The sequence below is a fragment of the Pseudomonas sp. B1(2018) genome (assembly GCF_003097365.1).
GTDB lineage: Bacteria > Pseudomonadota > Gammaproteobacteria > Pseudomonadales > Pseudomonadaceae > Aquipseudomonas > Aquipseudomonas laurylsulfatiphila.
Window position 1 is genome coordinate 115,951 of sequence record NZ_PYUK01000014.1, and the last position, 23,100, is coordinate 139,050.

The window sequence follows — 23,100 nt, forward strand, 5'->3', positions numbered from 1 at the left end:
AATAGACCACTGTGGGAGCGTGGCTTGCCCGCGAAAGCGTCGGGTCAGCCAACATGGATGCTGGCTGTGCCGACGTCATCGCGAGCAAGCTCGCTCCCACAGGTTACTCGGTGATCTTCTCGAAGTTGCGATAGAACATGTCGTCGTCGCGGCTGTCGGTCATGGAGTGCAGCTGGAAGCTGCGATTGAGCCGTGCACCGCCGTCCCGGGTCAGTGGCGACCAGACGAGGTTGGCGCGGCGCATGGTCGACATGCTCATCAGTTCGTCGAACGGAATGGACAGGTAGATGCCTTTGTCGAAACTACCTTCGCCGTATTCAGCGCCGGTGGCGGTGGTGATCGTTGCCCAGGCGCCAAACCGTACGCCGTTGGAAAACTCCCGCGAGATATCCAGTGTGCCACCCCAGTCACCCGCCAGGTACCGCCCGACGCTGACGGCGGCCAGCGTATCGTAGGGCAAGTCGGTGTAGCCGGTGATGTGGCCGGTCACCACGGAATAATCACGCAAGCCAAACCCCTGGTCGAACTCCCGCTGGCGGACGTAGTTCAGGTCCGCGCCCACCGACCAGCGCTCGCCGGTCGGCCGGAACAGCACCTCGCCCCCGACGCCGGCAAACATCGACTCCAGGTAGCCACCGTAGACCATGCCATACAGGTCCTTGTCCAACTGCTCGGCATGGCTGACCTGGAACAACGGCATGGTGACATCGGACGTGGTCATGTACTGGCGCAAGTCCGTGCGCACGCGGGGCAAGCCACTGGGTGCGTCATAGGTGAACTTGTCGAAGTTGTTGATCAGGTTGGCACTGAGCAAGCCACTCCACCAGGTGTTGCGGTTGAAGCGGTACTCGGCGTCCGCGTCGGCGCTGAACTGATAGAGCAAGCCATCGGGGCCGCCCACGTTCTGCTTGAAGCCCAGCCCGACACCATAAGCGAATGGCTGCATCGCTTCGGTGTAGAGAGTTTTCTCGTTGTGCGGCATCGCCGGGTTGATCTCGGTGGTGCGGTGCAGCGATTGCAGCGGCTCCTCATTGTTGATCACTTCGCGGAAGGTTTGCCGAGGCACGCTGGTTTCTTCCAACGGCAGGCCGTAGCGCTTGTTCACCACGGTGAACCAGTCGATATCGTCGTTGACGCTGTTGTCCAGAATCCGGCTCGCGCGGCCTACGGCCTTGGCCGAATGGAAATAGCGCTGCTGCTCGCCGTACACGAACAATTCGGAATCGCGCTGGCTGATGCGCTCGACCTTGTACCCGGCATTTTGCTGCAGGCGCCGGGACACATCGGCCCAGTCGACCTGATCCATCCCGGTGCTCGGCGCCTTCGCAGGCAAGGGTTCAGCCGGCGGATCGAACGTCTTGGCCGGCGCCTTGCGGCTGGCGAAGTTGGTGTGAAAGGTGACGCCGAACATCGCCGTATTGCCGCGCTCCCAGGCCGCGCTGACGTCGATCGAGTCAGTCAGCTTGAACACCGCGCCAAGGTTGATCGGCGTGTCCTGCTTGATCACGTTGTCCTTCGGCTCGTGCTTGTAATCGTTGCCTTCGTATTCGAGTTTCAGGCTGAGCCGATCCCAAGGTGTCTGGTAGCTCACGCCACCGAAAAAGGAAGGGCTACCGCGAAAATAGGCCCCGGCGTTGACATCACCGGTGCCTTCGTTGTTCGGCCGGGTCTTGAATCGATCACCGAGGTAGCCCAGCGGGTTTTCGAAATCGCCGCGGTTGCCCAGGTAGCCCCAGGCAATGCCTGCGCTGAAATCAAAATTGTCGTAGCGCTTGTTGGCCACCACGAACTCACTGGAGAACAGGCCTGTACCGCCGATGTCCCGGAAGCCCAAGGCCACCTCGGGCGCCCAATGGGTTTCTTCCCACAGGCGGGCCTTGAGGTCGACCGCCTTGTCCTTGTAGCTCTGGTTGCCGCTCAACGATTCGGGGCCATAGGGGCGGTTGGTGATCGCGGTGTAGCGAAACGAACCTTCCAGCCACTCCAGTGGCTGAAGCGAAACGCTGTAGCGACTATAGGGGTCGGTGCGGTTGGCATTCAGGCTCAACTCACCGGCCGGCGCCATGCGCGCCGTCGGCGTCTGCAACAAGCCCGCGCCACCGAAATCATTCTGGGTAATGCGTGGTTCTGCATAAGCCAGACCACACGGCAATAACAATACGGCTGCAAAACGTAAATTCAACGAACCACCTCAGCCAGCTGCGTGGCAATAAATTCGGCCAACTGCTGATTCAGTTCAGGGACAGGCGGATCAAGGTCATCGGTTTTGACCGGGACCAGAATCTTGCTGCCGGCGACAGGTATCTGCCCGCTCTCGCGATTCCAGTGCGCAATGCCCACGCGCCGGGTGACGCCGTTGGGCTGGATCAACCACAGGTAATCGGCGTCCGCATCGACCAGCGGCGTGCAACCCTGCAGGTAATCGCGGGCCTCTTGCAGTGGTTGATAGGTCAACCGGCACGACTCGGCGACAGCGCCGAGCACCTCGACTTCGTCGACCCGCAACGGGTAGATGAGGCGGTCGCCGTCGTCCAGGCGGATGTTGCGGGCAAACCCGACTTCCACGGCGACCGGGTCCAGCACCGCTACCTGGCGCCCGGTGACCGGCATGCGCCGGACTTGCTCGGCCAAGCGCACCGCCAGGGCAGCCCGGCTCGGCCTGTCGAAAAGCACAGCCATGCGCAGCAACACGTCCAGATCGAACAGCACCCCGGCCTTGAGCCGGGCCTGTTGCTCGACGAGGGACTGACGCAGCAATACGCCCGCCAACCAGTAACTCTCGGCATTGGGCTGGGCCACGCTGATCACGTCCAGCAACCGCCCGCCCGCCGGCAGGTCGACCGGCCCCGGGTGGGCCACGTCACCGGTGACGGTGACCGCTGCATGGCTGACACTGGTGAGCAACAGCAGGCACGCCGATAGAGCCCTGACCCGCTTCACCGGGCATGCCTGCGGTCAGGGGTCAGTTGCACGATCTTGACCCGCAACTGCGAGGTCAGTTGCTGCTCACTCTGCACAATGAAACCGTCAACGGGGTCGACCCAGTAACGATTGGTCGCACGCAGGCCGATGGCCGGCGCGTCAATCTGCTCATCGACACGTAGCACGGCGTATTCCTTGTTGAGGATTTCCAGGGTTTCCACGGATTTGCGCGAGAAGCGACTGTTCAAGGTCACCCCGACTTCCTGGCCCTGGTAGAGATCGATCCAGCGCTGGCTGGTGTAGCCATCGGGCACGTTGTGGAGGCCAAGCTTGAAGGGCGAGACGTCGGCAAGGCGCGTCCCGTCCAGATCGCCGCCCAGGCCCAGGCCGATGCTGCGCACTGCCAGGCCATCGCGCATGAGCAGAACCTGTTTGCCGGACGCGACCCAGAACTGCAGGTCGTCGCGCTCACGCACCAGCGCCAGCACGCCGGAACCGGACGGTGTGGTCAGCTTGAGCTGGGGATAGCGGACATCCGCCACCTGGGCCGCCGTCACGTCCAGCTCATCCGGCCCTGACACCGCCGATTTGAGGTTGGTCAACGAAGCGACCATCAGCGGGTTACAGCCACACAACATCAAGGCCGCTATCAAGCAGACGCCAACTTTCAACGTTCTCACGATCGGACCCGGCCTTAATTGCTGTTGCTGCTGACTTCACTCATGTTCTTCGCCGCGGAAGCGCCCGTACCGACAATCGATGCCGACGGCACCAATTGGCTGATGAAGCGATTCCAGCGAGTCACGTTGGCAGGACCTACGTAGACGACGTCCTGGGGACGTACTTCAAAGTGCGTGGCCAGCGCCATGGCGGTCGGTGATTCGGCTTGCAACTGGTAGACCTTCGCCGGTTCCACATCGAGGTTTTCAACACCCCTGATCACGTACACGGCGTTACCGTTGGAGGTGGTCTGACTCAATCCGCCGACCGAGCCCAGCACATCGGACAGGTTCATGGTGGCGGTCTTGAAACTCAGTGCGCGCGGCTGGTTGACCTCACCCATGACGTAGATGCGCTTCTTGTCGTTGTACGGCAGATACAACTGGTCGCCACCCTTGAGGTAGACGTTCTGCAACTCGGAATCCGACTGATTGAGCGTGTCGAGATTGAGCGTATAGACCCGCCCGTTTCGCGTCAGCAACAGACCGGACAAGTCGGCGCTCGCCGTATCGATACCGGCTGAACCAAGGGCCTCGACCACACTGAGCGGATTGGTGGAAATCGCTTGCGGACCAGCCTTCGAAACGGCGCCCGTCACCACGACTTTCTGGCTGGAAAAGCGCAACACGGCGACATCCACTTGCGGCTCCGCGATGAAGGCCGACAGCCTGGCTTCGATGTCCGCCCGCAGTTGCTGGACGGTTTTACCGGCCGCCTGGACCTCTTTGATAAACGGGTAGTAGAGCGTGCCATCGGCACGTACCAGGCGACCGTTGGCGTCAATCTGCTGTTGCGCGCCGGAGGGTGCCGTCAGCTCCGGGTGATCCCAGACCGTGATGTACAGCACATCGTTGCTGCCGATGCGGTACTCGGCCGGGGCCGCCAGCAATTCCGCCGGCACGGACTCGCGCTTTTGCGTGGCCCTGTTCATGGAGATGAGCTTGGGTGTGATCGGAATGAGCTCGACCCGGCTGCTCTCACTGGCGCCCTGGCGTGTGATATCACTGGTGCTCAGGTATTGGCCGGGGGAAAACATGCAACCTTGTAAAGCGATGCTTGCCAACATTAAAAGAGAAAAACTACGAGTCATAATGGCACTACGCTATTCAAGGGCGAATCTAAAAACAAAGTCACCCGATTTGCATCGGGCGACCTTGTACTGCACCAACAGGTGTTTCAGTTAGTTGTGCGTGCCGGTTGTACCCGTGGTACCTGTCGTACCCGTCGTACCGCCGTTTGCACTTCCACCACTGTTGGACGCCGCTACAGCACTGGCGACCATTGCAGTACTGGCTGCAGTGGCTTGAGTCGCCGCCACGTTACCCAATACATTGGTCGCAGTTGTAAGCGGCGCTTCTACCGCGGACGCCCAGTTGCTCAACATCGTCAACAGGGCAATTGCCATCGCTTTCTTCATATCAACTCCTTTCTAACATTCAACCTGATAGAAATCGGGCATTACGTTAGAGGTGGTAGAGTTCAAGTCCGCAAAAATGCGAACAAGATCCGTTGTTCTTTCACAGTCTTACCCAACTGATAAAAGTCGAACGGCAGGTTTATATCTACGGACTTGCAAAAGGCATGGCCAGTGTATTTTCCCGACGATATCTAACAACCTGACCGGAAATAACATTGGGCTAAAACGCCATCATCCCAGGTAGCCCTTGGGGTGATTGGATTGCCAGCGCCAGGTATCGACGACCATGTCCTGCAAGTTGCGCGTGGCTTTCCAGCCCAGTTCCTTCTGCGCCTTGGAAGGGTCGGCCCAGCTCTCGGCGATATCACCCGAGCGACGCGGCATCATCCGATAGGGCACCGGCTGGCCACATGCCTGCTCAAACGCTCGCAGTACTTGCAACACGCTGTAGCCATCGCCCGTGCCCAGGTTCCAGGTATGGATGCCAGTGCGCCCGGCGATGGACTGCAAGGCCTTCAGATGCCCGTCCGCCAGGTCCACGACGTGGATGTAGTCGCGCACCCCGGTACCGTCGACCGTGGGGTAATCGTTGCCGAAGATCGACAACTCCCGCAGGCTGCCCACCGCCACCTGGCTGATGTAGGGCACCAGGTTGTTCGGAATGCCACTCGGGTCTTCGCCCAGATGGCCGCTGTCATGCGCGCCGATCGGGTTGAAGTAACGCAACAGCGCGATGCTCCAGCGCGGTTCGGCCAGGCTCAGGTCGCGCAGTACATTTTCGACGATCAACTTGGATTGACCGTAGGGATTGGTGGGGTTGCCCGTGGGGAAATCCTCGCGGATCGGCATCTGCTCCGGCTCGCCGTATACCGTGGCCGATGAACTGAACACCAGGCGAAACACCCCGGCAGCGGCCATCGCCTGACACAGCGTGATGCTGCCGCTGACGTTGGTCTCGTAATACTCAAGCGGCTTGCGCACGCTCTCGCCCACGGCCTTGAGACCAGCAAAGTGCAGGACGGCATCGATGGCGTGCTGCTGGAAAATCCGGTCCAGCAAGGCCCGGTCGCACACATCGCCGCGAATCATCAGCGCACTCTTGCCGCAAATGGCTTCCACCGCGTGCAATGCCGCGTCGCTGCTATTGCAAAGATTATCCAGCACAACAACTTCATAGCCTGCCTCAAGCAGCGCGAGCGTGGTGTGCGAACCGATATATCCAGCTCCACCCGTTACCAGAATTTTCATAGCGCGGTCCATAGTGGGAAAAGTGCGAAGTTGCGTGTCAAGCCCCTCTTGTTAAAGTTGTGTGCTGAACCACACAAACAAGAGCGACAACAACCCAAAACAAAATTAGTTCAACGGCTGGCAATAAATATTTTTTCAGGCCAAACTGTATTGCGGAATACTTATTAGCATTCCGACGCACTCACCACTATCAACAGATACCGACTAAAAATAACTAACAACTATCAACCCGACATCTCATAACATTGTCGCGTTATCCGCACATTGCTATTTGCCACTAGTGGCCAGTCTCAGGTATTAAAGTAAGCCTTCAATAATCATTGAAACTTGCAATCACTCGTTATTGCGCGCACCCGTTGGCTGTGTTCCATGACTGTCCAGGATACTTTTATGATTCGTAAATGTTTGTTCCCCGCTGCCGGCTATGGCACTCGTTTCTTGCCGGCAACCAAAGCCATGCCCAAGGAAATGCTGCCGATCGTCAACAAGCCATTGATCGAGTACGCCGTCGAAGAAGCACGGGACGCCGGCTTGCAACACATGGCGATCGTCACCGGGCGGGGCAAGCGCGCGCTGGAAGATCACTTCGACATCAGCTATGAGCTGGAGCACCAGATTCGCGGCACCGAGAAAGAGAAGTTCCTGGCCGGAACCCGCGAGCTCATCGACACCTGCACCTTCTCCTACACCCGCCAGGTGGAAATGAAGGGCCTGGGCCACGCGATTCTCAGTGGTCGTCCGTTGATCGGCGACGAACCCTTCGCCGTGGTACTGGCCGATGACCTGTGCCTGAACCTGGAAGGTGATGGCGTGCTCACGCAAATGATCGAGCTGTACAAGAAATTCCGCTGCTCGATCGTGGCCATCCAGGAAGTCCCCCGCGACCAGACCCACAAGTACGGCGTGATTGCTGGCGAGCCGATCTCCGACGGGATTTACCGGGTCAACAACATGGTGGAAAAACCGGCCCCGCAGGACGCCCCGTCGAACCTGGCGATCATCGGCCGCTACATTCTGACGCCGGATATCTTCGACCTGATCGCCGACACCGAACCGGGTAAAGGCGGGGAAATCCAGATCACCGACGCGCTGATGAAACAGGCGCAGAACGGTTGTGTGCTGGCCTACAAGTTCAAGGGTTTGCGCTTCGATTGCGGCGACGCCGAGGGTTACTTGCAGGCGACCAACTTCTGCTACGAAAACGTGTATTTGAAGGGCCGCTAGGACGGCTCCAACCCCCGACGCCCACTCTTCATTCAGGCAGGCCAACCATGAACATTGCACAACTCTCGGCATATATTGAAATGGAGGTGGGCAACCTCGGGGTGATGTCCTCGTTATCGCGCCATCAGCGGTTGCCGAGCGCCAACGAATCCTGGCTCGGCCCCACTCTGCTGGTGGAGCGCATCGGTATGTTTCCCTCTTCCGGAGACATCCGTCGGCCGATGCTCGACCCCTATCCCCTCCTCGCTCACCTGAAAAGGCTTTACCGCGGGCAGGCGCTGGAAATCGACGACCGCGATGGACTGAAAGTGATATTCAGCGACTGGCGGTTCAGGGTGCGCATTTGCTGCAACGACCCGGCCATCATCATCAACGTGGAGACCCGTTGTGCTACGCAACTGATGCCGCTTAAAACCGCAGAGCTGCTGAGTCACCTGGAGACATTCGAATAGTCACAGCCCCCTGTAGGAGCTGCCGCAGGCTGCGATCTTTTGATCCTGATCCTGAAAAACAAAATCAAAAGATCGCAGCCTTCGGCAGCTCCTACATCAAGCCGGCGACATTCAAAAAGGTCGAATTGTTGCAACGCCCCCACCCGGAGACATTCGAAAAAACCGAAAACTGTCGCAGCTCCTACATCACGTCGGCATCGCAGCCGTCCTGTCCACCAGCAATCCAGCGATAGAAGTAATCGGCAATCACCCGCCCACCCGTGGCCGGAACCGGATGAATCTTGTCCGGGCCGATCATGGTGGCGGCATAGCGCTTGAAGTCGGCGCCGAACGCGCACTGCAGATTGGCGTAACCGAGGTGTTCCTTGCGTGCCCAGGGTTCCAGGACTTGCGCATAAGCCGACATCGGGTAAGCACTGGAACGCGTGGTGTCCTGACGCAGGATCAGGTTAATGCTCGCCGCCGGTTGAATCTCGCGGACCATCCCCACCAGCCCCTGAATGTTCTTCAGGTACTGCTCGGGTTTCACGCCAAAGCCCTGGTCGTTGCCACCCAGCATGATCAGGTAGATGTCGGCGGGAATCTCCGACACCACCGTCTTCCACTGCGCCTGCCAACGGCCATCGCTGTGGTAGAAGTCAGCGGACGCCGCACCGGACGCCGCGAGTTTGGACACCCTCACGCCGCCCTGTTCGTTGCTCATCCACAGGCCGAAGAGCGTTGGCGCGCCCCTCACCACTTCCAGCCGGAACGCCCAGTCTTTCGCTGCCGATGTGCCTGGCAGTGGCACTTCCTGAACCCCTGAACCTGCGAGCGTCAATGGCTGCCAGGATTGCGACGGTGCCCAGCGGTAGCGAACCACATTGGGTTCGCCATTGCCGAGGTAGAGCAATTTCGCCTGGGTGACAGCCGTGTTGATGGTCGGTGTCGGATCGGCATCGATCTCCAGCCAGGCACCGGGCCGACCGGCAAGGGTACGACTGTCGGGGCTGGCCTGGCCGAGGGCGGACACTTGCCAGTCACCGCCGAAGTACTTCTCACTGCTGCGGGTGTATTTGAAGTGCGTGCCGCCAAGTGCAGCGCCGTGGTTGAAGCCGACATAGCCGGGACCGGCGAAACCCGCCTCCCCGGCCAGCCGCTGCACCAGTTTGTTCAGATAGAAATCCTGCCCGGCACTGTAGCTGTCGCCGATCACCGAGATGGACAGGACCTTTCCACCCTTCCCTTCGCGCCACTGGCCAAACCGTTCACGAGCGTCGCCGACTTCGACCACTGACGCCGCAACTGGCTGGACGTCATCAACTGCCAACATGCATCGCTTCCTTCACTCGGGTACTCATCAGGTCTGGGGCACCGGGGCGACGTTTACCGGCGGCTTTTTCGCCGCCGCACGCTCACCCAGGAACAGCACGGAGGTGAAGTTGAATCGACTGAAAACCATCGATAGCACCACCGGCCCCAGCAAGCCACACGTCAGGCCACCGAGCACCAGAAGGCTTTCGTCCTTCACGCCCAAACGTCCCAGGACAAACCGCGAAGTGGCGGCAAACAGTACATGGAACAAGAAGATCGCATAGGAATACCCGCCGAGCCAGGTCAGCCATTTCGAGCGCATGTTACTCGACAGCAACGCAATGCAGGACACGCACCCCACCGTCAAACCGATCAGGCTGCGGCGGTCGACGATCAACTCGCGATCAATCGCCGCCACGTACAACAGCGTCAGCGAGATCAACGCAAACACCAACGGCCCGATCACCTTGAACCGTTGCTTCAACCCATCGACATTTTCCTGGCCAATCATCCCCGCCACAAAAAACGGTAGCAGGTAGATCGCGCCGTTGATGCCGAACGCATCGAACTTGAACGGCGGTAGCAAGAACAGCACCGCCGCAAAGGCAAACAGCAGATACAGGCGCGTCGCCGAACGCAGCAAACCACGCCACTCCAGCAGGCCGACGAACATGAAAATGATGAACACCGCCTGCAAGAACCAGAAGTGGTTGACCGGCACCCAGAACGACAACAACGCATCGATCACGCCGACGTCCTTGTTCACGCCCGGGCCAACCGCCTGCAATACGGAGAACGGCACGCCCACGCAGAACAGCGGCACGATCAGCCGTCGCACCTTGCCGGAGAAGAACGCCGAAAAGTCATTGCCGCGGATTTTGTAGATGGAATAGATGTAGCCGGAGATGAAGGTGAACAGCGGCATGCGCACATACACCATCGAGTCGGCGATCACCCGGAACGGCGAGCCCAGGTCTATTTTCAAGCCGCCGCCCAACGGGCCGATGACGTGATAGAGCACCAGCAGCAGGCACGCCAGGCCGCGCAGGGTTTCGATCTCCAGGGACTTTTTCTTGCTCGACATAAAGCACCTGCCTCAATTCAGAATTCTTGATTCAACCTGCACCGGCTTGTTCGCCCGCAACATCAATCCCAGGCCCACGAACAGCACCGGCACCACCATCGAGAAGTGCCGTGCGAAGGAGCCGAAGTCCGGCTCGAACAACCCTTGAACCAGCAAAAATGCCAGCGGAATCGCGATCAGTTCCTTGGGTTTGGTCTGGATCGGCGCGCCTTTGTAATCGGTCGAGGTGATGACTTTGAACAGCAGCAACGCGGTCATGATCATCAAAGCCACGAAGATCACCTGCCCCGGCCCGGACAACAGGATCAGCTCCACCGGGAACGACAACCGGAAGAAGATGATCATCGAGTCCAGTGCCTGGGAGACAAAGTCGCTGCCGCTGAGCCACGAGACGATCAACGACTTGGAACCCTCCTCGCCCGCCGTGCGCAGTTCGTTGTTACTGGCGCGAATCGACGACACCGGAAACCCGAGTGCCACCTGGATCGCCATGGCGACCGCCAGGTAGAACAGGAACAGCATCAGGAAGAAGGTGAAGCGCGAAACATACTTCTTCATCACGCAGACGCCGACCCAGGACAGTGAAAACAGAATCCAGTAGGGCCGGATCAGCACGCCGTAGATCACCGCCGAGAGGAAGAATCCGCCGCGATATTTGCGCGTCAGGGCGCTGAGCAAAATGCTCAACACCGCCACCGACACGATGATTTCCTTGGTCAGGTTTTCCAGGAAAAACGAGCGAACGATGCCCCACAGACACAGCGTGCCGAAAATCGCCAGAGGCATGCGCCGGAAGACCACCACGGGAATCGCCGTGAGGAAAAAATTGCAGAACATGCCGTAGGCCCAGGCATTGGTCAGATTGATCCCGGTGGGCCGCAGCAGAAACGCCGAACACTCATAGGAAGAGCGGTCCGGCGAGAACGGGTTCCAGAAATTGCAGTTGTCGGCACGGGCGTAGGACGACCACAAGGTCATGGCGTCCGGGCCAGGATCGCGGGGGACCAACAGCGGCATGGCCACCGACAGAAACAACCCGGTGAAGAGGATCAGGAACGAAATCGAGGAATCGAGTCTCTTGCCGCGAAACTCGATGCACGGCAGCTTCAACCCCATGCCAAAGCCCCTTTCGGCCGGGTCACACGGGTCAACACGGCAATCACGCCGAGCTGCACGATGATCGCCAAGACATTGCCCCAGGCAGCGCCGTAGATCGAGTAGTGCTTGATCAGCACGTAGCTGACCGGCACCGAAACCAACAAGCAGATCGCCGCACTGGCCAGTGACACCCGGCTGTTCTTCGAGGCAATCAGCCCGCCCCAGACGATGTCGCCAATCGCGCGCAACGCGAAGGAAAAAATCAGCACGCCAAGGATCGCATTGTCCGGACGCGGAACACTCGTGGCGACGTAATCGAGCACAATGTTGAAGAACAGATAAATCAGCACCGCCACCGCAGCGGACACCACCAGCGAGCGCATGACCCATTTGTTCACGAACAGCTGCCGGACCGTGAACGGCTGTCGATCAGCCTGAAAACGCTTGGCGAGCACCGGAATGCCGACCACCGCCACCACCGCATAGGACAGCGCCTGCAAGGTATTGGCCGCCGACCAGGCGTACACGTATTTACCGAGGCTGGCGTAGGGTTCCAGATCGACGATCAGAAAGCGTTCGGCGTACTGACTCAACGCGATCAAGCCTGTGCCGAGATAGAACGGCAGCCCGGCCTTCCACACGGTTGCCGTGGCCAGCGTCCCGCTCACCCGGCCTTTGTGCACCTTCACCACGATCAGGTAGCCGGCCACGATCACCAGCACGTTGGCCGCCACCCACAACCACAGCACACTGGCGATCCCGGACACCCAGCCGAGCATCATCCCGCCAACGGCCAACAGCGCCCAGAGACCGGTCTTGATGAAAAACAGCAGTGCGCCGGCCGTGGCTTTCTGCGCGGAAAACACGAAGGAGTTGATTTCGAACGACAGGTGTTCGGTGAGCAAAACCAGGGTCACGCAGAGGATCAGCGCGGTCGTCGCCTCGACTGCCTGGAACAGCGAATAGACCAGCACCGTCGCCACCGACAACAGCAGCCCCACGGCCAGGTACAGCAGCAGAACCTTGTCGACGACCCGTCGCGAACTGCCGCCGACGCTGATCAGCCGATTGATTTCGGAACTGAAGCCGACGCTGTAGAACTTCGACGCAATCAACGAGGCAGCGACCACCACGCCGTAAAAACCCAGTGCCTCATAACCGAGGAAATGGGTGATCGCCAGCACCAGCAAAAACTTCGCGCCCAATGCCCCGCCGCGAAGCAGTAGCCGAAATATCATCGAACGATACCTTTGATGATGTCGTCCATGGCCACGGTTTTTGCCTCGATCTCGCGGCAGGTATCGGTCAGGCGCTGGCCGAAATTCGACAGCGCATTCGGTGCGTAGACCGTGTCGATGATGGTGTCGACGTTGATGTCGCCGCCGTTGATCACCCAGTCTTCCACCCCCATGTCCTGATAGGCGCCGAAACCTTTGCGCTCATAGCTGATGTGGTAGGCCGGGACGCCGGACAGCAGCGATTCGATGGCGCCGTGCAGGCGCACGGAAATCACCAGGTCCGGCTGGTATTTGGCCAAGGTCGCTTTCAATGGCAGCAGGTCTTCGGTAATGCCCAGTTCGCGATAGAACGCACCGTCATCGTTACCGCGCACGGCGCTCTGCACCGCGCAAACCACTTTGCTTTTGTTCTTCAAGCGCTGCAGCAGCAACTTCAGATTGGCCACGTAGGCGACCTTCTTCTCCTTGCTCCACTCTGGCGGTTTGCGCAGCACGACGCACACCGTTGCCGGCGATGAGGCGCAACGGGTGAACTTGGGCTGCATGAGGATTTTGCTGGCCAATGACTGGACCGCCAGATCCGGTGCGCGGTAGACATTTTCACAGGCATCGAAAATCGCCGATGAGCGATTGTCGCGCACGAACACCGCATCGGCGCTGGCGTAATGCTCGACGATCTTGCTGCTCTCGCCGTGGAACGGCCCGATGCTTTGCGGCAGGTACACCGACGGCACTTTGCTGAGGATCGCCGTTTCCAGTTGCTTGGCGTGGCCCAGTTTCAACTTGATGTGTTCGAAGGCGCTTTTGGAGCGCATGTAGCCGCCACCGACGCCGACGATCAAATCGGTTTTCTTCAACAGATCCGCGAGACCGGCGTAGGACTGGTTGAGGAACACCGCTTGCTTGACCCGCCCCAGCCCCTTGGCCGCCATGACCGGCGCGTCAAAACGCGGGTGCGGCAAGTAACTGAAGGACTCTGGATCGGAAGCCACGACACTGATCGAGGTGTCCTCACCAAAGTTTCGCTGCACCAGGGCAATGGCCAGATCCACGAGCAGACCGTCACCGGAGTTGGACGCACTGTAGCCATGCAAAATCGTTACGTTCATATGCTTGAGTTCTACTTAAAAAGTGGGGGCGCGATACAGGTCATAGGTCTGGCGAATCATCAACGCGGCGCTGAAGCGCTCGCGGACGATGCTGCGTCCTTCGCTGCCAAGGTCGAGCAACCGGGGCTTCTGGATTTTCGTCAGCACATCGGCCAGCGCCTGGTGGTCGCCGCTGGGGAAGACGTAGCCCGACACTTCGTTGGTGACCAGTTCGGGCAGCGACGTGCAGTTGCTGGCAATCACCGGCAAGCCCATGGCCATGCCCTCGAGCGGCACCATGGCAAAGCCTTCCCAGCGACTCGGGACGATCAGCGCATCGGCTTTGCGGTACAGCGCCTGGACTTCGCTCGGCGTCACCCATGGCAGGTATTCAACCCCGTCCATCGGTGGGCACTCGACCGAATCTTCGTTGACCGCACTGCCGACTACCGTCAGCTTCAGGTCGCTGCGCTGGACGTTGGCGAAAGCCTTGAGCAACACGTCGAAGCCTTTCTGATAGTCGAGACGGCCGACAAAGAGCAGATGAATGGGCGCGGGGCTGCTGGCTTTCGGCGCGTCATCCTTGTGATGAATGCCGTTGTAGATCAGCTTCATGCGTTTGCGCTGAATGCCGAAGCGTGCGGCTTTGTCGAGCTCGTACTGGCTGACGCAGATGATCACGTCGGTGACCTTCTGCAATACCCGCTCGATCCACGCGTAGGCTTTCTGCTTGGTCGGCGAACTTTCCATCAGGAACGAAAAGGCATGGGGGCAGTAGACGACTTTCGGCTTGCGCCAAGGTCGCAACAGCACGCACACGCAACGCCCGATAACCCCGGAAAAGGTGCTGTGCAAATGCACGACATCGGGTTTTTCCTTGAGCATCACCTGGGTCAAGCGCCAGGCGAAGCGCAGCAACGACGGCACATTGCGTCCGGTCCTGGCGAAGGTGCGGATCTGTTGCCCGGCAATCCCGTGCAGTTCCTTTTCCTGATCCTGCGGGACCAGATAGACCAGCTCATAGTTTGCCGCGTCGCCTTCGGGGGAAGCCGAAATCGTACGGATCACCGTCGCGACGCCACCTTTGATCGTCTCTGCCACGTGCAGTATTTTTTTCACAACTCACCCACTTCAAACATGAAAGGACAACCGCTGACACTCAGGATTTGTCGGACGCGTATTCGTAGTTGTAATAGCCGTAGCCGCCGTTGCCGTAGTAGCTGGCCGCGCGCTTCTCGACGCCGTTGAACACGGCGCCCTTCAACTCGATGCCGTTCTGGGCGAAGCGCCGAATCGTCAGTTCGATCTCTTTGGCCGGGTTCACCCCGAAGCGCGTGACAATCAGGCTGATCCCCGCTTCGCGACCGACAATCGCCGCATCCGTCACCGCCAGCAGCGGTGGCGTGTCGATGATCACCACGTCATACAGCTCGCTGAGTTGCGCCAGCAGCTCACGAAAGTTGGCGTGCATCAGCAGCTCGGAAGGATTGGGCGGGACCTGCCCGCGACTGATGAAATGCAGGTTGTCGACTTCGACTTTATGGATCGCCTGCTCGAGGCTGCAGCGCTTGACCAGGAGGTCCGACAAACCGTTGTCGATCGGTGTGTTCAGCGTCTTGTGCAGATGGCCTTTGCGCATGTCGGCATCGATCAGCACCACTCGCTGCCCGCTCTGCGCCATGACCGCCGCCAGGTTGGAAGAGACGAAGGTCTTGCCGACCTGGGGGCTCGGGCCGGAAATCATGATCCGGTTGCTGGTCGAATCCAGCCCGGCAAAGTGCAGGCAGGTGCGCAAACTGCGGATCGACTCGATGGACAAGTCCGTCGGATTACGCAGGGCCAACAGGTACGCTGGCTTGTCCGCCCCGTCCTTGGCGCGAATTTTTTTACTGTCTTCTTCCTGCTGCAGTGCGCTGTATGGAATCGACGCGTACACCGGCAAGCCGAGTTGCTCGATGGCCTCCGGACCTTCCAGGCCCCGGCTCAGGGACTTGCGCAGCAACACCAGCGCGACCCCAAAAAAGGCACCGAGGAAGGTTGCAATCAGAACGATCAAGGCTTTTTTCGGTTTGACCGGGCTGGTCAGGTCGACATCCGCGGAGTCGATCAAGCGCACATTGCCCACCGCCCCTGCCCGGACGATGTCCAGCTCCTGAGATTTGTTCAGCAGTTGCGTGTAGATCTGCGACGCCACTTCCACATCGCGGGTCAGGTTCAGCAGTTCCTGTTGCGTCGCCGGCAGGTCCTGGGCCTTGCTCTCCAGCGCCTTCTGTTGCTGGGTCAATTCGCCGATCTGGGTCATCAGCGCGCGATACGCCGGATGCTGCCGGGTGAACTTGCGATCCATCTCCGCCTGTTGCATTTTCAGTTCGGAGATACGAGTGTCCAGACTGACGACCTGCTCCAGCACCGATTGTGTTTCGAGGGAAATGTTGACCGTCTTGCCGCGGGTCTGATAACCGTTGAGCGCATCGCTGGCCTTGGCCAGGTCGCGTTTGACCTGTGGCAGCTGGCCTTGCAGGAACGCCAGGCTTTGCGCCGCTTCCGCCGACGTGCGTTGGACGTTCTGCTGCACATACAACGAAGCGATCTTGTTGAGGATTTTCACCGCCTCGGCGGCGTCGGTGCTGGCCAGGGCCAGACGAATAATCCCCGACTCCTTGCCTTGCTCGGCAATATCCAGCGCATCCTGGTAGCTCTGGATGGTCACGATCCGTGGATTGCGCACCACTTCGAAGCGGGTGCCAGGGTTCGCCGACAACTGAGCGATCTGCCCCTCGATACCGTCTTTCGCGAACGCCTCGCCAGCGACGCCTTCGACCAGCAGGTTGTCGTTTTCATCGAACAACTGGAATTGATGCTGTTCACCGGCAATCAGCGTGAGTTTCTTGCCCAGCAGTTCTTTCGGCAGATTGAGCCGGTTGATCTCCAGGCGCTCACCGCCCCAGGCGTAGCTGTTCAGGCCGAAACGCGGCGCCGCAACACTGGACTCGGTCTCGCCGCGATAACGTCGGGCGAGAAAACCGCCGATGACCGGGAAGGTGTTGGGGGTGACGTCGATATCAAGGCGCAGATCATCGACCGTTTTGCCGATCACCGCGCGGGACTTGATGATGCCGATTTCGGTCACCGACGGCGATTGCCCGCCGAGCATGCTGTTGAGATCGGAGAACCCGAGCATGTCGTTCTTCTTCGGTTCGACCTGCACCAGCGCGTTCGCCAGGTACACGGGCGTTGCCAAAACCGCATAGGCAACGCCGGTCGCCATGAAGGCACCGGTGAGCGCGCCGATCAACCATTTCTGGTCAACCAGGGAGCCAAATATGCCCAGAAGATCAATGCTGTCTTGATCGTTGTCACGGGTGCCGATTACTGACGGTAACTGCATAAGTTTGTTCTTACCATTCACTGATCTGAAGAATGTTCATCAATGTCCGAGGCGCTGCGCCCATGAGCTAACAGCATCTTCAATCAATGCATGGGCATGAATAAAAGCGGCCTTTCCTTGACGATACGGATCCTGTATTTCTCGCTCGCTCTGCCACTTTCCGAGCAGAAACACTTTGCCCCTGGCATGAGAGGCAATCTTCAGTACTTGTTTTACATGCTCTTTTTCCATGACCAGAATCAGGTCTGATTCATTAACGATGTCCGGTGTAATTTGCCGCGCCTTAAACCCCTGGGCACTGTGCCCATGGTCTTCCAGAACCTGGAGGGCCGACGGCTCAATGGCCTCGCCTACCCGTGCGGCAAGGCCCGCCGAGGTGACAGTGATCGTTGAAGGGGCCAGCGCGTTACGCAGCAAAGTTTCTGCGGTCGGACTTCGGCAGATATTGCCCACGCAAACGACAAGGATCTTTCTGAACAAGGTTACTTTCCCATGTAATATCAATAGGCCAATATGCCAGTGGGCTTTAGTGAACCCACAAGACCCCGCGGCACTGAGAAATAGATTCGCCCTGTTAATACAAGTGCATTAAGTACCACAGCCCCCAAAAGCCACCCAACCAGAATTACCGGACCAAAAATAACTGTGATTTTCCGAAGCTGATTGCCTGACAAAAAATAACATTCGCGCACTTCGCACCCTCGCGAGTATCGAAATGAAAGTAACGCGTCAACGATTGGAAAATGTCATTACCCGCCAGGAGTGCAGGCATGAAAGCAGTACGCTTCAAACGGCTTAGCGCTTCAGCCCTGTTAATGCTGGGTGCAGCCAGTCAGGTTTACGCCAGTGACTTGTTCCCCGTACTGGCCGCCAACAAGACCATCGGTGTCCAGGTGAAGATCCAGACCTTCTCCCCTGCCGATGCCGAGCAAATCAAGGCCGCCGGCTTCGGATTCGTGCGTTTTGGCGTGTGGACCAACAGCCTGGGCGGCGCGGCGTATCAAAAGCAGATCAGCGACGCCTTTGCCGCAGCCAGGTCCGCCGATCTGCCGGTACTGATGACCGTACGTTCGACCAACGCGCTGGCCTCCGCGCCCGACAACACCCACGAACTCGTTGCGGCGGGCGAATCCTTCGCCAGTTCGGTGAAGGGGCTGGAAAAATCATACGGTGCGCAACTCGTCGCGATTGAAATATGGAACGAACCGGACCTGGCGAAGTACTGGCCAACCCGGAAGCTCGACACGACCTTTGTGCCGTTCATGAGTGCCCTGTGCAAGTCGCTGCAGGACCAACCGCCATCGACGCCGCTGATCGGCTTTGGTTTCGCCCGGCCACCGAGTGTTGGCACCACGTCAGCCTTGGCGCTGAAGAAAATCGTCGGTGAATACCCCCGATGCCTGAGTGCAATCTCCTATCACCCCTATGGCATGTCCGGCGAGCAGATCAGCAAGACCCAGGCGTTTATTCAGCAGAACTACCATCTGCCGGGCGTCATCAGTGAATGGGGCGTGCCCTCCCTCAGCTCAAACGGCGGGATTGAAGCCCAGGCCAGCAAAATCAGCACCTTCATCGCCGACGTCAAGAAGCTCGACATCCCGCTGACATCGATTTACGAGTGGAAAAACAGTGAAACGGGCAGCAACGACCGGGAGCGGAATTTCGGTTTCCTGACCTCCGACGGCCAGGCAAAACCGGCGAAAATGGCCGTCTCTACCCAGTTGAAAACGCAGTAGGACGTACGTTCACGGGGCGCTGACGGTCAGTTGCTTTGAACCTGTGCCGCGTTTCGGCATCGTATTCATCGATACCACGCCCCGCCTTTCAAACAATCGTTTTCAGGTTGTTGCCGCAGGGGCCGTCTATACACGTACACGCCCTTGAGTGGCTGTCAGCGCTCGGGTAATGTCATCAGACCCATAGGACAGAGCACGCCCATGACTTCCAAGCTGGAACAACTCAAACAAATGACCACCGTGGTTGCCGACACCGGCGACTTCGAAGCGATCGCTCGCGTTAAACCGGTGGACGCCACCACCAACCCTTCCCTGCTGCTCAAGGCCGCGGCCATTCCTGCGTATGCCGAGCTGCTGAACGCCAGCGTCAACGACTGCAAGGGCGATGTGGGCCTGGCCAGCGACCGTTTCGGCGTGGCCGTGGGTCAGGAAATCCTGAAAGTGATCCCGGGCCGCATTTCCACCGAAGTGGATGCGCGCCTGTCGTTCGATAGCGATGCCATGTTGAAGCGCGCCCACCGCCTGATCGAGCTGTACGACAAGGCCGGCATTGGCCGCGACCGCGTACTGATCAAGATCGCCTCCACCTGGGAAGGCATCCGCGCCGCCGAGATCCTGGAAAAGGAAGGCATCCAGACCAACCTGACCCTGCTGTTCTCCTTCGCCCAGGCAGCCGCCTGTGCCGATGCCGGGGTGTTCCTGATTTCGCCGTTCGTGGGCCGTATCTACGACTGGTACAAGAAAGCCAACGGCAACGATTACACCGGCGCGGATGATCCGGGCGTGCAGTCGGTGACGCGCATCTACAACTACTACAAGGCCAATGACTACAAGACCGTGGTCATGGGGGCGAGCTTCCGTAATCTGGGCCAAATCGAACAACTGGCCGGCTGCGACCGCCTGACCATCAGCCCGGACCTGATCGACAAGCTGGCAGCGGATACCGGCAAGCTGGAACGCAAACTGGCGCCTGGCCATGCCGGAGAAGCGCGCCTGAGCCTCAATGAATCGCAGTTCCGCTGGTTATCCAACGAAGATGCGATGGCGACCGAGAAGCTGGCTGAAGGTATTCGTCAGTTCGCGCGGGATCAGGAGAAGCTTGAGGCGCTGTTGCAGGCCAAGCTGTGATCTGAGCGGGAGTCATGCAAAAAGGGCGAACCCTCACGGGTTCGCCCTTTTTTATAGTGCGTTACTTTGTGGCAGATGATGATGTGTGGCGAGGGAGCTTGCTCCCGTTGGACTGCGCAGCAGGCCCATTTGGTGGGGCCGCTTCGCTGCCCAGCGGGACGGTGCGGCGATCCGACAAGCCCCCTCGCCACAGGTCAACAGTGTTCTCAAGATTTCAGGAAATCAGTGCCGCTCGAGCGCATTCACCAGGTCATGGAAGGCTTCACGATTGGTGTCGTTCAGGCCCATGAGGATCTTGTGCGCTTCGAGCACCTTGATCCGCACCACCTCTTCGGACTGATCCTGGTCTGGCAGGTCGTCCAGGCATTCCGGGCAGGGCACCGGCTTGTCGACGATGTTGAAGACCTGCTCGAAGCCCATGGACTGCAGCAGCCGCGTAATGTCTTCGTGGGTGGTGACGACGGTCGGCAGCAGTCCGACTTTCTGCCGCGACAGGATCGACAGCTTGGCCAGAAGGCCAAGCGTGGTGCTGTCGATGCTGCGGGTTTCGGTCAGATCGATCACGATCGCGTTGAAATTCAACGCGCTGAAGATCCGCTCAATAGTCGCATCCAACGCCGAACACAGGGTCAGGCGAACTTCACCGACGAACTTCAGGACGAAGGTGCCGTCCTGCTCGGCGAACTGGATTCTACCGGTACTCATCAAAGATTCCTGCTCAACACCAACAGGGCGATATCATCCGGCATCTCCCCTAGCGTGGCCAATCCAAAAACCTGCCGCAGCCCATCCAGGGTGCCGCCCGCCGCCTTGACCCTTTGGGGCAACGCCGCTTCTTTTTCTTTGAGTGTGGGTTCTGGCAAAAGGTCCAGAATGCCATCAGACATCAGCGTCAGGCTGAACGTCGGTGGCAATTCCAGCACGTGGTCTTCATAGGTGGCTTCGTTGAAGAGGCCCACCGGCAGGCCACGCCCTTCCAGATAACGAACACTGTCTGGCGTGTACAACACTGGCAACGGCAAATGACCACCGATGCTATAGGTCAACAAACCGGTCTCCTCGTCGATGACTCCACCGACCATTGTGACGTGTTTACCCAGCTTACAACTGATCAGGCCCCGGTTGATATGACCAAGAACCTCTGAAGGCTTGAATTCCGGCAAGGTGCCGCTGCGCTTGGATTCGAACAGCAGGCGCGTGGTCATGAACTTCAACAGCACGGTGACGAAGGCTGAAGAAGCGCCATGCCCGGAAACGTCCGCCAGGTAAAAGGCTACCCGACGCTCGTCGACGCGAAAGTAGTCGACGAAATCACCCGACAGGTACAGCGACGGGATGATCTGGTGAGCAAATTTGAACTCGTCGATGGTCCACGGGCTGACCGGCAGCATGTTCATCTGCACCTGGCGACCGGCGTTCTGGTCTTCCTGGAGCAGGTTCAGGCTGGCTTCGAGCTCGCGGTTGGCCTTCTCCAGCTTCTCGCGGTAGCGCTGGTTCTCCAGTAGCAGGCGCGCGCGATCCAGGGCCCGGCGCACAGAGTGCTCGAGCACGGCCAGATCTTCGAGAGGCTTGATCAGGTAGTCCGCCGCGCCCAGGCGCAGGGCCTCGACCGCGTCGTTCATCACGCCGGCACCCGACACCACGATCACCGGTGTTTGCGGCGACAGCTCGGTGACCTGGCGGATGAGTTCGAGTCCGCCCATCTGCGGCATGCGCAGATCGCAGATGACCAAGTCGGGCTTGTCTTGCTCGAATACCTGAAGACCCTGCTGGCCATTGCTGGCCTGCAAGACGCTGAAACCACTGTCTTCCAAATAGGCGGCGAGGCTCGCGCGCACTACTTCGTCATCATCGATTATCAGCAGCGTGGCACTGGTTTTTGGCATGTGGGCAAACGGCGCCAGAATTAGGTTGGCGTAGCAGGCGGGGATTTTGACCCGGCACTCACTACTGGATTCGCTTTCTAGCCTCTCTGTCGCACCGCTTTCGGGCATTTGCCCTACACACGTGTACACCAGAGGTGCCCTTCTAAGGCGCAGACGGTACTCCCATCCGCGGGGCGTTTCAAGCTCACGCCGATGGTCGCTTGACGACTTTGTTTGTCAAATCACCGAGAGTTATAAGAACAGTCAAATCCGTAACCCAATGGAAGGTTCGAACCCACGAGTCAAACCGGTCGGGACGCCAGTGAAAAACGCGATTTCATCCGCATGCGGGGTCTTCGCAAACAAAAAAGGCGACCTTGATGGCCGCCTTTTCATTTTACCGGTCGAGATCAGAAATCGTCTTCGACCTGACCGTCTTTCACCTTGAATTCCCGGTTCTGCAAGTACGCATTACGGATGAAGGTGTACTTGTCGCCGGTGATCAGCTTCTCGCTCGACAGCAGGTTGGCACGGGTATCGATGATGTCCAGGGCGAAGAACGAGTTACGCACGGGAACGTCGTTCACGTAGCGATAGGCGCCCGTGTAGCTGTCGACGTACTTGGACGGTGCATCGCGCAAGGTGCTTGGGCCCAGCAACGGCAGCATCACGTAAGGGCCGCTGCCGACACCCCAGTAACCCAGCGTCTGGCCGAAATCTTCGTCGTTGCGCTGCAGGCCCATTTTGGTGCCGACATCAATCACGCCCAGCAAGCCGAAGGTGGTGTTGAAAATGATGCGTGCGGTATCAACGCCTGCGGCACGGGGCTTGGCCTGCAGGATATCGTTGGCGAGGTTGCGCACGTCGCCGATGTTCCGGAAAAAGTTGTGAACGCCGTCTTCGACAAACTGCGGTGTTATGTACTGGTAGCCCTGGGCCAAGGGCTTGAGGGCGTAGGTGTCGATCACGTCGTTGAACTTGTAGATCGGGCGGTTGACGCTTTCCCAAGGATCATCTTCCGAGGCTGCCTGGGCAACGAACGGAACCAGCATCACACTGGCGCATACACAAATCCTGGCTAGATGATTGCTCCAGCGCATAGAAAAAAACTCCTTGGTTTGTACCGGCTCGGGCGCCTGGCCCGGGCAATAAGTGGGCAAGTATAAGACGTAAACGCCGTTTAAGGCACTTTGCACTCA

Annotated in this window: 21 protein-coding genes; 4 read left to right on the forward strand and 17 right to left on the reverse strand. The window is 59.0% G+C overall.

The genetic code is table 11. From position 1 onward, the window contains the following. Positions 1–103 precede the first annotated feature (103 nt). The 6 genes from C9422_RS21625 to galE form a co-directional block, all read right to left on the reverse strand. On the reverse strand, positions 104–2,182 hold the full coding sequence (locus tag C9422_RS21625; RefSeq protein ID WP_116582075.1) for a YjbH domain-containing protein: 2,079 nt from the start codon (positions 2,180–2,182) through the stop codon (positions 104–106). Beyond that, positions 2,179–2,940 (reverse strand): capsule biosynthesis GfcC family protein, encoded by a 762-nt coding sequence (locus tag C9422_RS21630; RefSeq protein WP_116582076.1) that lies wholly within the window; start codon positions 2,938–2,940, stop codon positions 2,179–2,181. Before C9422_RS21630 ends, C9422_RS21625 begins: the two co-directional genes overlap by 4 nt. Next, a complete protein-coding gene (locus C9422_RS21635; protein WP_116582077.1) occupies positions 2,937–3,602 on the reverse strand; it encodes a YjbF family lipoprotein in 666 nt (221 codons plus the stop codon). The genes C9422_RS21630 and C9422_RS21635 overlap by 4 nt, the downstream gene beginning before the upstream one ends. 14 nt (positions 3,603–3,616) lie before the next feature. Then, positions 3,617–4,678 (reverse strand): polysaccharide biosynthesis/export family protein, encoded by a 1,062-nt coding sequence (locus tag C9422_RS21640; RefSeq protein ID WP_116582078.1) that lies wholly within the window; start codon positions 4,676–4,678, stop codon positions 3,617–3,619. 144 nt (positions 4,679–4,822) lie between these two features. Then, positions 4,823–5,059, reverse strand: coding sequence for a hypothetical protein (locus C9422_RS21645; RefSeq protein ID WP_102698709.1), 237 nt, complete (start codon positions 5,057–5,059; stop codon positions 4,823–4,825). Positions 5,060–5,290: 231 nt separating this feature from the next. After that, a complete protein-coding gene (gene galE / locus C9422_RS21650) occupies positions 5,291–6,307 on the reverse strand; it encodes a UDP-glucose 4-epimerase GalE (RefSeq protein ID WP_116582079.1) in 1,017 nt (338 codons plus the stop codon). A gap of 390 nt (positions 6,308–6,697) precedes the next feature. Between galE and galU the strand changes: the two genes are divergently transcribed. Both galU and C9422_RS21660 read left to right on the forward strand, forming a co-directional pair. After that, a complete protein-coding gene (galU, locus tag C9422_RS21655) occupies positions 6,698–7,531 on the forward strand; it encodes a UTP--glucose-1-phosphate uridylyltransferase GalU (RefSeq protein WP_102698711.1) in 834 nt (277 codons plus the stop codon). 47 nt (positions 7,532–7,578) lie between these two features. After that, entirely contained in the window at positions 7,579–7,983 is a 405-nt protein-coding gene (locus C9422_RS21660) for a mannose-1-phosphate guanylyltransferase (RefSeq protein WP_116582080.1), read from the forward strand. A 181-nt stretch (positions 7,984–8,164) separates the two neighbouring features. On the opposite strand, the gene C9422_RS21670 is transcribed toward C9422_RS21660, so the two are convergent. The 8 genes from C9422_RS21670 to C9422_RS21705 are packed head-to-tail and all read right to left on the reverse strand — an operon-like array spanning position 8,165 to position 17,652. Next, positions 8,165–9,295, reverse strand: coding sequence for an SGNH/GDSL hydrolase family protein (locus C9422_RS21670; RefSeq protein ID WP_116582081.1), 1,131 nt, complete (start codon positions 9,293–9,295; stop codon positions 8,165–8,167). A 27-nt stretch (positions 9,296–9,322) separates the two neighbouring features. Beyond that, positions 9,323–10,360 carry an acyltransferase family protein gene (locus tag C9422_RS21675; RefSeq protein ID WP_116582082.1) on the reverse strand — a complete coding sequence of 346 codons (1,038 nt, stop codon included), beginning with the start codon at positions 10,358–10,360 and terminating at the stop codon, positions 9,323–9,325. A gap of 12 nt (positions 10,361–10,372) precedes the next feature. Beyond that, on the reverse strand, positions 10,373–11,476 hold the full coding sequence (locus tag C9422_RS21680) for a hypothetical protein (protein WP_116582083.1): 1,104 nt from the start codon (positions 11,474–11,476) through the stop codon (positions 10,373–10,375). Continuing rightward, entirely contained in the window at positions 11,467–12,696 is a 1,230-nt protein-coding gene (locus C9422_RS21685; RefSeq protein ID WP_116582084.1) for a polysaccharide biosynthesis C-terminal domain-containing protein, read from the reverse strand. Before C9422_RS21685 ends, C9422_RS21680 begins: the two co-directional genes overlap by 10 nt. Next, positions 12,693–13,805: a polysaccharide pyruvyl transferase family protein gene (locus C9422_RS21690; RefSeq protein WP_116582085.1), complete on the reverse strand. Its 1,113-nt coding sequence runs from the start codon at positions 13,803–13,805 to the stop codon at positions 12,693–12,695. Before C9422_RS21690 ends, C9422_RS21685 begins: the two co-directional genes overlap by 4 nt. Before the next feature lie 15 nt (positions 13,806–13,820). After that, on the reverse strand, positions 13,821–14,903 hold the full coding sequence (locus C9422_RS21695) for a glycosyltransferase (protein WP_116582086.1): 1,083 nt from the start codon (positions 14,901–14,903) through the stop codon (positions 13,821–13,823). 40 nt (positions 14,904–14,943) lie between these two features. Further along, positions 14,944–17,172 carry a polysaccharide biosynthesis tyrosine autokinase gene (locus C9422_RS21700; RefSeq protein ID WP_116582087.1) on the reverse strand — a complete coding sequence of 743 codons (2,229 nt, stop codon included), beginning with the start codon at positions 17,170–17,172 and terminating at the stop codon, positions 14,944–14,946. A 39-nt stretch (positions 17,173–17,211) separates the two neighbouring features. After that, positions 17,212–17,652 (reverse strand): low molecular weight protein-tyrosine-phosphatase, encoded by a 441-nt coding sequence (locus C9422_RS21705; protein WP_116582088.1) that lies wholly within the window; start codon positions 17,650–17,652, stop codon positions 17,212–17,214. A 290-nt stretch (positions 17,653–17,942) separates the two neighbouring features. Between C9422_RS21705 and C9422_RS21710 the strand changes: the two genes are divergently transcribed. Next, positions 17,943–18,908: a glycosyl hydrolase family 5 gene (locus C9422_RS21710; RefSeq protein ID WP_116582089.1), complete on the forward strand. Its 966-nt coding sequence runs from the start codon at positions 17,943–17,945 to the stop codon at positions 18,906–18,908. 201 nt (positions 18,909–19,109) lie between these two features. Further along, entirely contained in the window at positions 19,110–20,036 is a 927-nt protein-coding gene (gene tal, locus C9422_RS21715) for a transaldolase (RefSeq protein ID WP_102698722.1), read from the forward strand. 222 nt (positions 20,037–20,258) lie between these two features. On the opposite strand, the gene rssC is transcribed toward tal, so the two are convergent. The 3 genes from rssC to C9422_RS21735 form a co-directional block, all read right to left on the reverse strand. After that, positions 20,259–20,741 carry an anti-sigma factor antagonist RssC gene (gene rssC / locus C9422_RS21725; RefSeq protein WP_007978612.1) on the reverse strand — a complete coding sequence of 161 codons (483 nt, stop codon included), beginning with the start codon at positions 20,739–20,741 and terminating at the stop codon, positions 20,259–20,261. Further along, the gene (rssB, locus tag C9422_RS21730; protein WP_032829882.1) at positions 20,741–21,922 is read right to left on the reverse strand and encodes a two-component system response regulator RssB; all 1,182 of its coding nucleotides are present in this window, start codon (positions 21,920–21,922) and stop codon (positions 20,741–20,743) included. Before rssB ends, rssC begins: the two co-directional genes overlap by 1 nt. A gap of 389 nt (positions 21,923–22,311) precedes the next feature. After that, positions 22,312–23,001: a VacJ family lipoprotein gene (locus C9422_RS21735; RefSeq protein ID WP_104449709.1), complete on the reverse strand. Its 690-nt coding sequence runs from the start codon at positions 22,999–23,001 to the stop codon at positions 22,312–22,314. Between the last annotated feature and the right edge of the window lie 99 nt (positions 23,002–23,100).

Bases quoted from the DNA above. Each gene is read 5' to 3' on its own strand.
- C9422_RS21675 (WP_116582082.1), bottom strand. From the start codon at position 10,360: ATGTCGAGCAAGAAAAAGTCCCTGGAGATCGAAACCCTGCGCGGCCTG.
- C9422_RS21660 (WP_116582080.1), top strand. From the start codon at position 7,579: ATGAACATTGCACAACTCTCGGCATATATTGAAATGGAGGTGGGCAAC.
- C9422_RS21680 (WP_116582083.1), bottom strand. From the start codon at position 11,476: ATGGGGTTGAAGCTGCCGTGCATCGAGTTTCGCGGCAAGAGACTCGAT.
- galU (WP_102698711.1), top strand. From the start codon at position 6,698: ATGATTCGTAAATGTTTGTTCCCCGCTGCCGGCTATGGCACTCGTTTC.
- C9422_RS21685 (WP_116582084.1), bottom strand. From the start codon at position 12,696: ATGATATTTCGGCTACTGCTTCGCGGCGGGGCATTGGGCGCGAAGTTT.
- C9422_RS21735 (WP_104449709.1), bottom strand. From the start codon at position 23,001: ATGCGCTGGAGCAATCATCTAGCCAGGATTTGTGTATGCGCCAGTGTG.
- C9422_RS21670 (WP_116582081.1), bottom strand. From the start codon at position 9,295: ATGTTGGCAGTTGATGACGTCCAGCCAGTTGCGGCGTCAGTGGTCGAA.
- C9422_RS21700 (WP_116582087.1), bottom strand. From the start codon at position 17,172: ATGCAGTTACCGTCAGTAATCGGCACCCGTGACAACGATCAAGACAGC.
- C9422_RS21690 (WP_116582085.1), bottom strand. From the start codon at position 13,805: ATGAACGTAACGATTTTGCATGGCTACAGTGCGTCCAACTCCGGTGAC.
- C9422_RS21640 (WP_116582078.1), bottom strand. From the start codon at position 4,678: ATGTTTTCCCCCGGCCAATACCTGAGCACCAGTGATATCACACGCCAG.
- galE (WP_116582079.1), bottom strand. From the start codon at position 6,307: ATGAAAATTCTGGTAACGGGTGGAGCTGGATATATCGGTTCGCACACC.
- rssC (WP_007978612.1), bottom strand. From the start codon at position 20,741: ATGAGTACCGGTAGAATCCAGTTCGCCGAGCAGGACGGCACCTTCGTC.
- tal (WP_102698722.1), top strand. From the start codon at position 19,110: ATGACTTCCAAGCTGGAACAACTCAAACAAATGACCACCGTGGTTGCC.
- C9422_RS21645 (WP_102698709.1), bottom strand. From the start codon at position 5,059: ATGAAGAAAGCGATGGCAATTGCCCTGTTGACGATGTTGAGCAACTGG.
- rssB (WP_032829882.1), bottom strand. From the start codon at position 21,922: ATGCCAAAAACCAGTGCCACGCTGCTGATAATCGATGATGACGAAGTA.
- C9422_RS21710 (WP_116582089.1), top strand. From the start codon at position 17,943: ATGAAAGCAGTACGCTTCAAACGGCTTAGCGCTTCAGCCCTGTTAATG.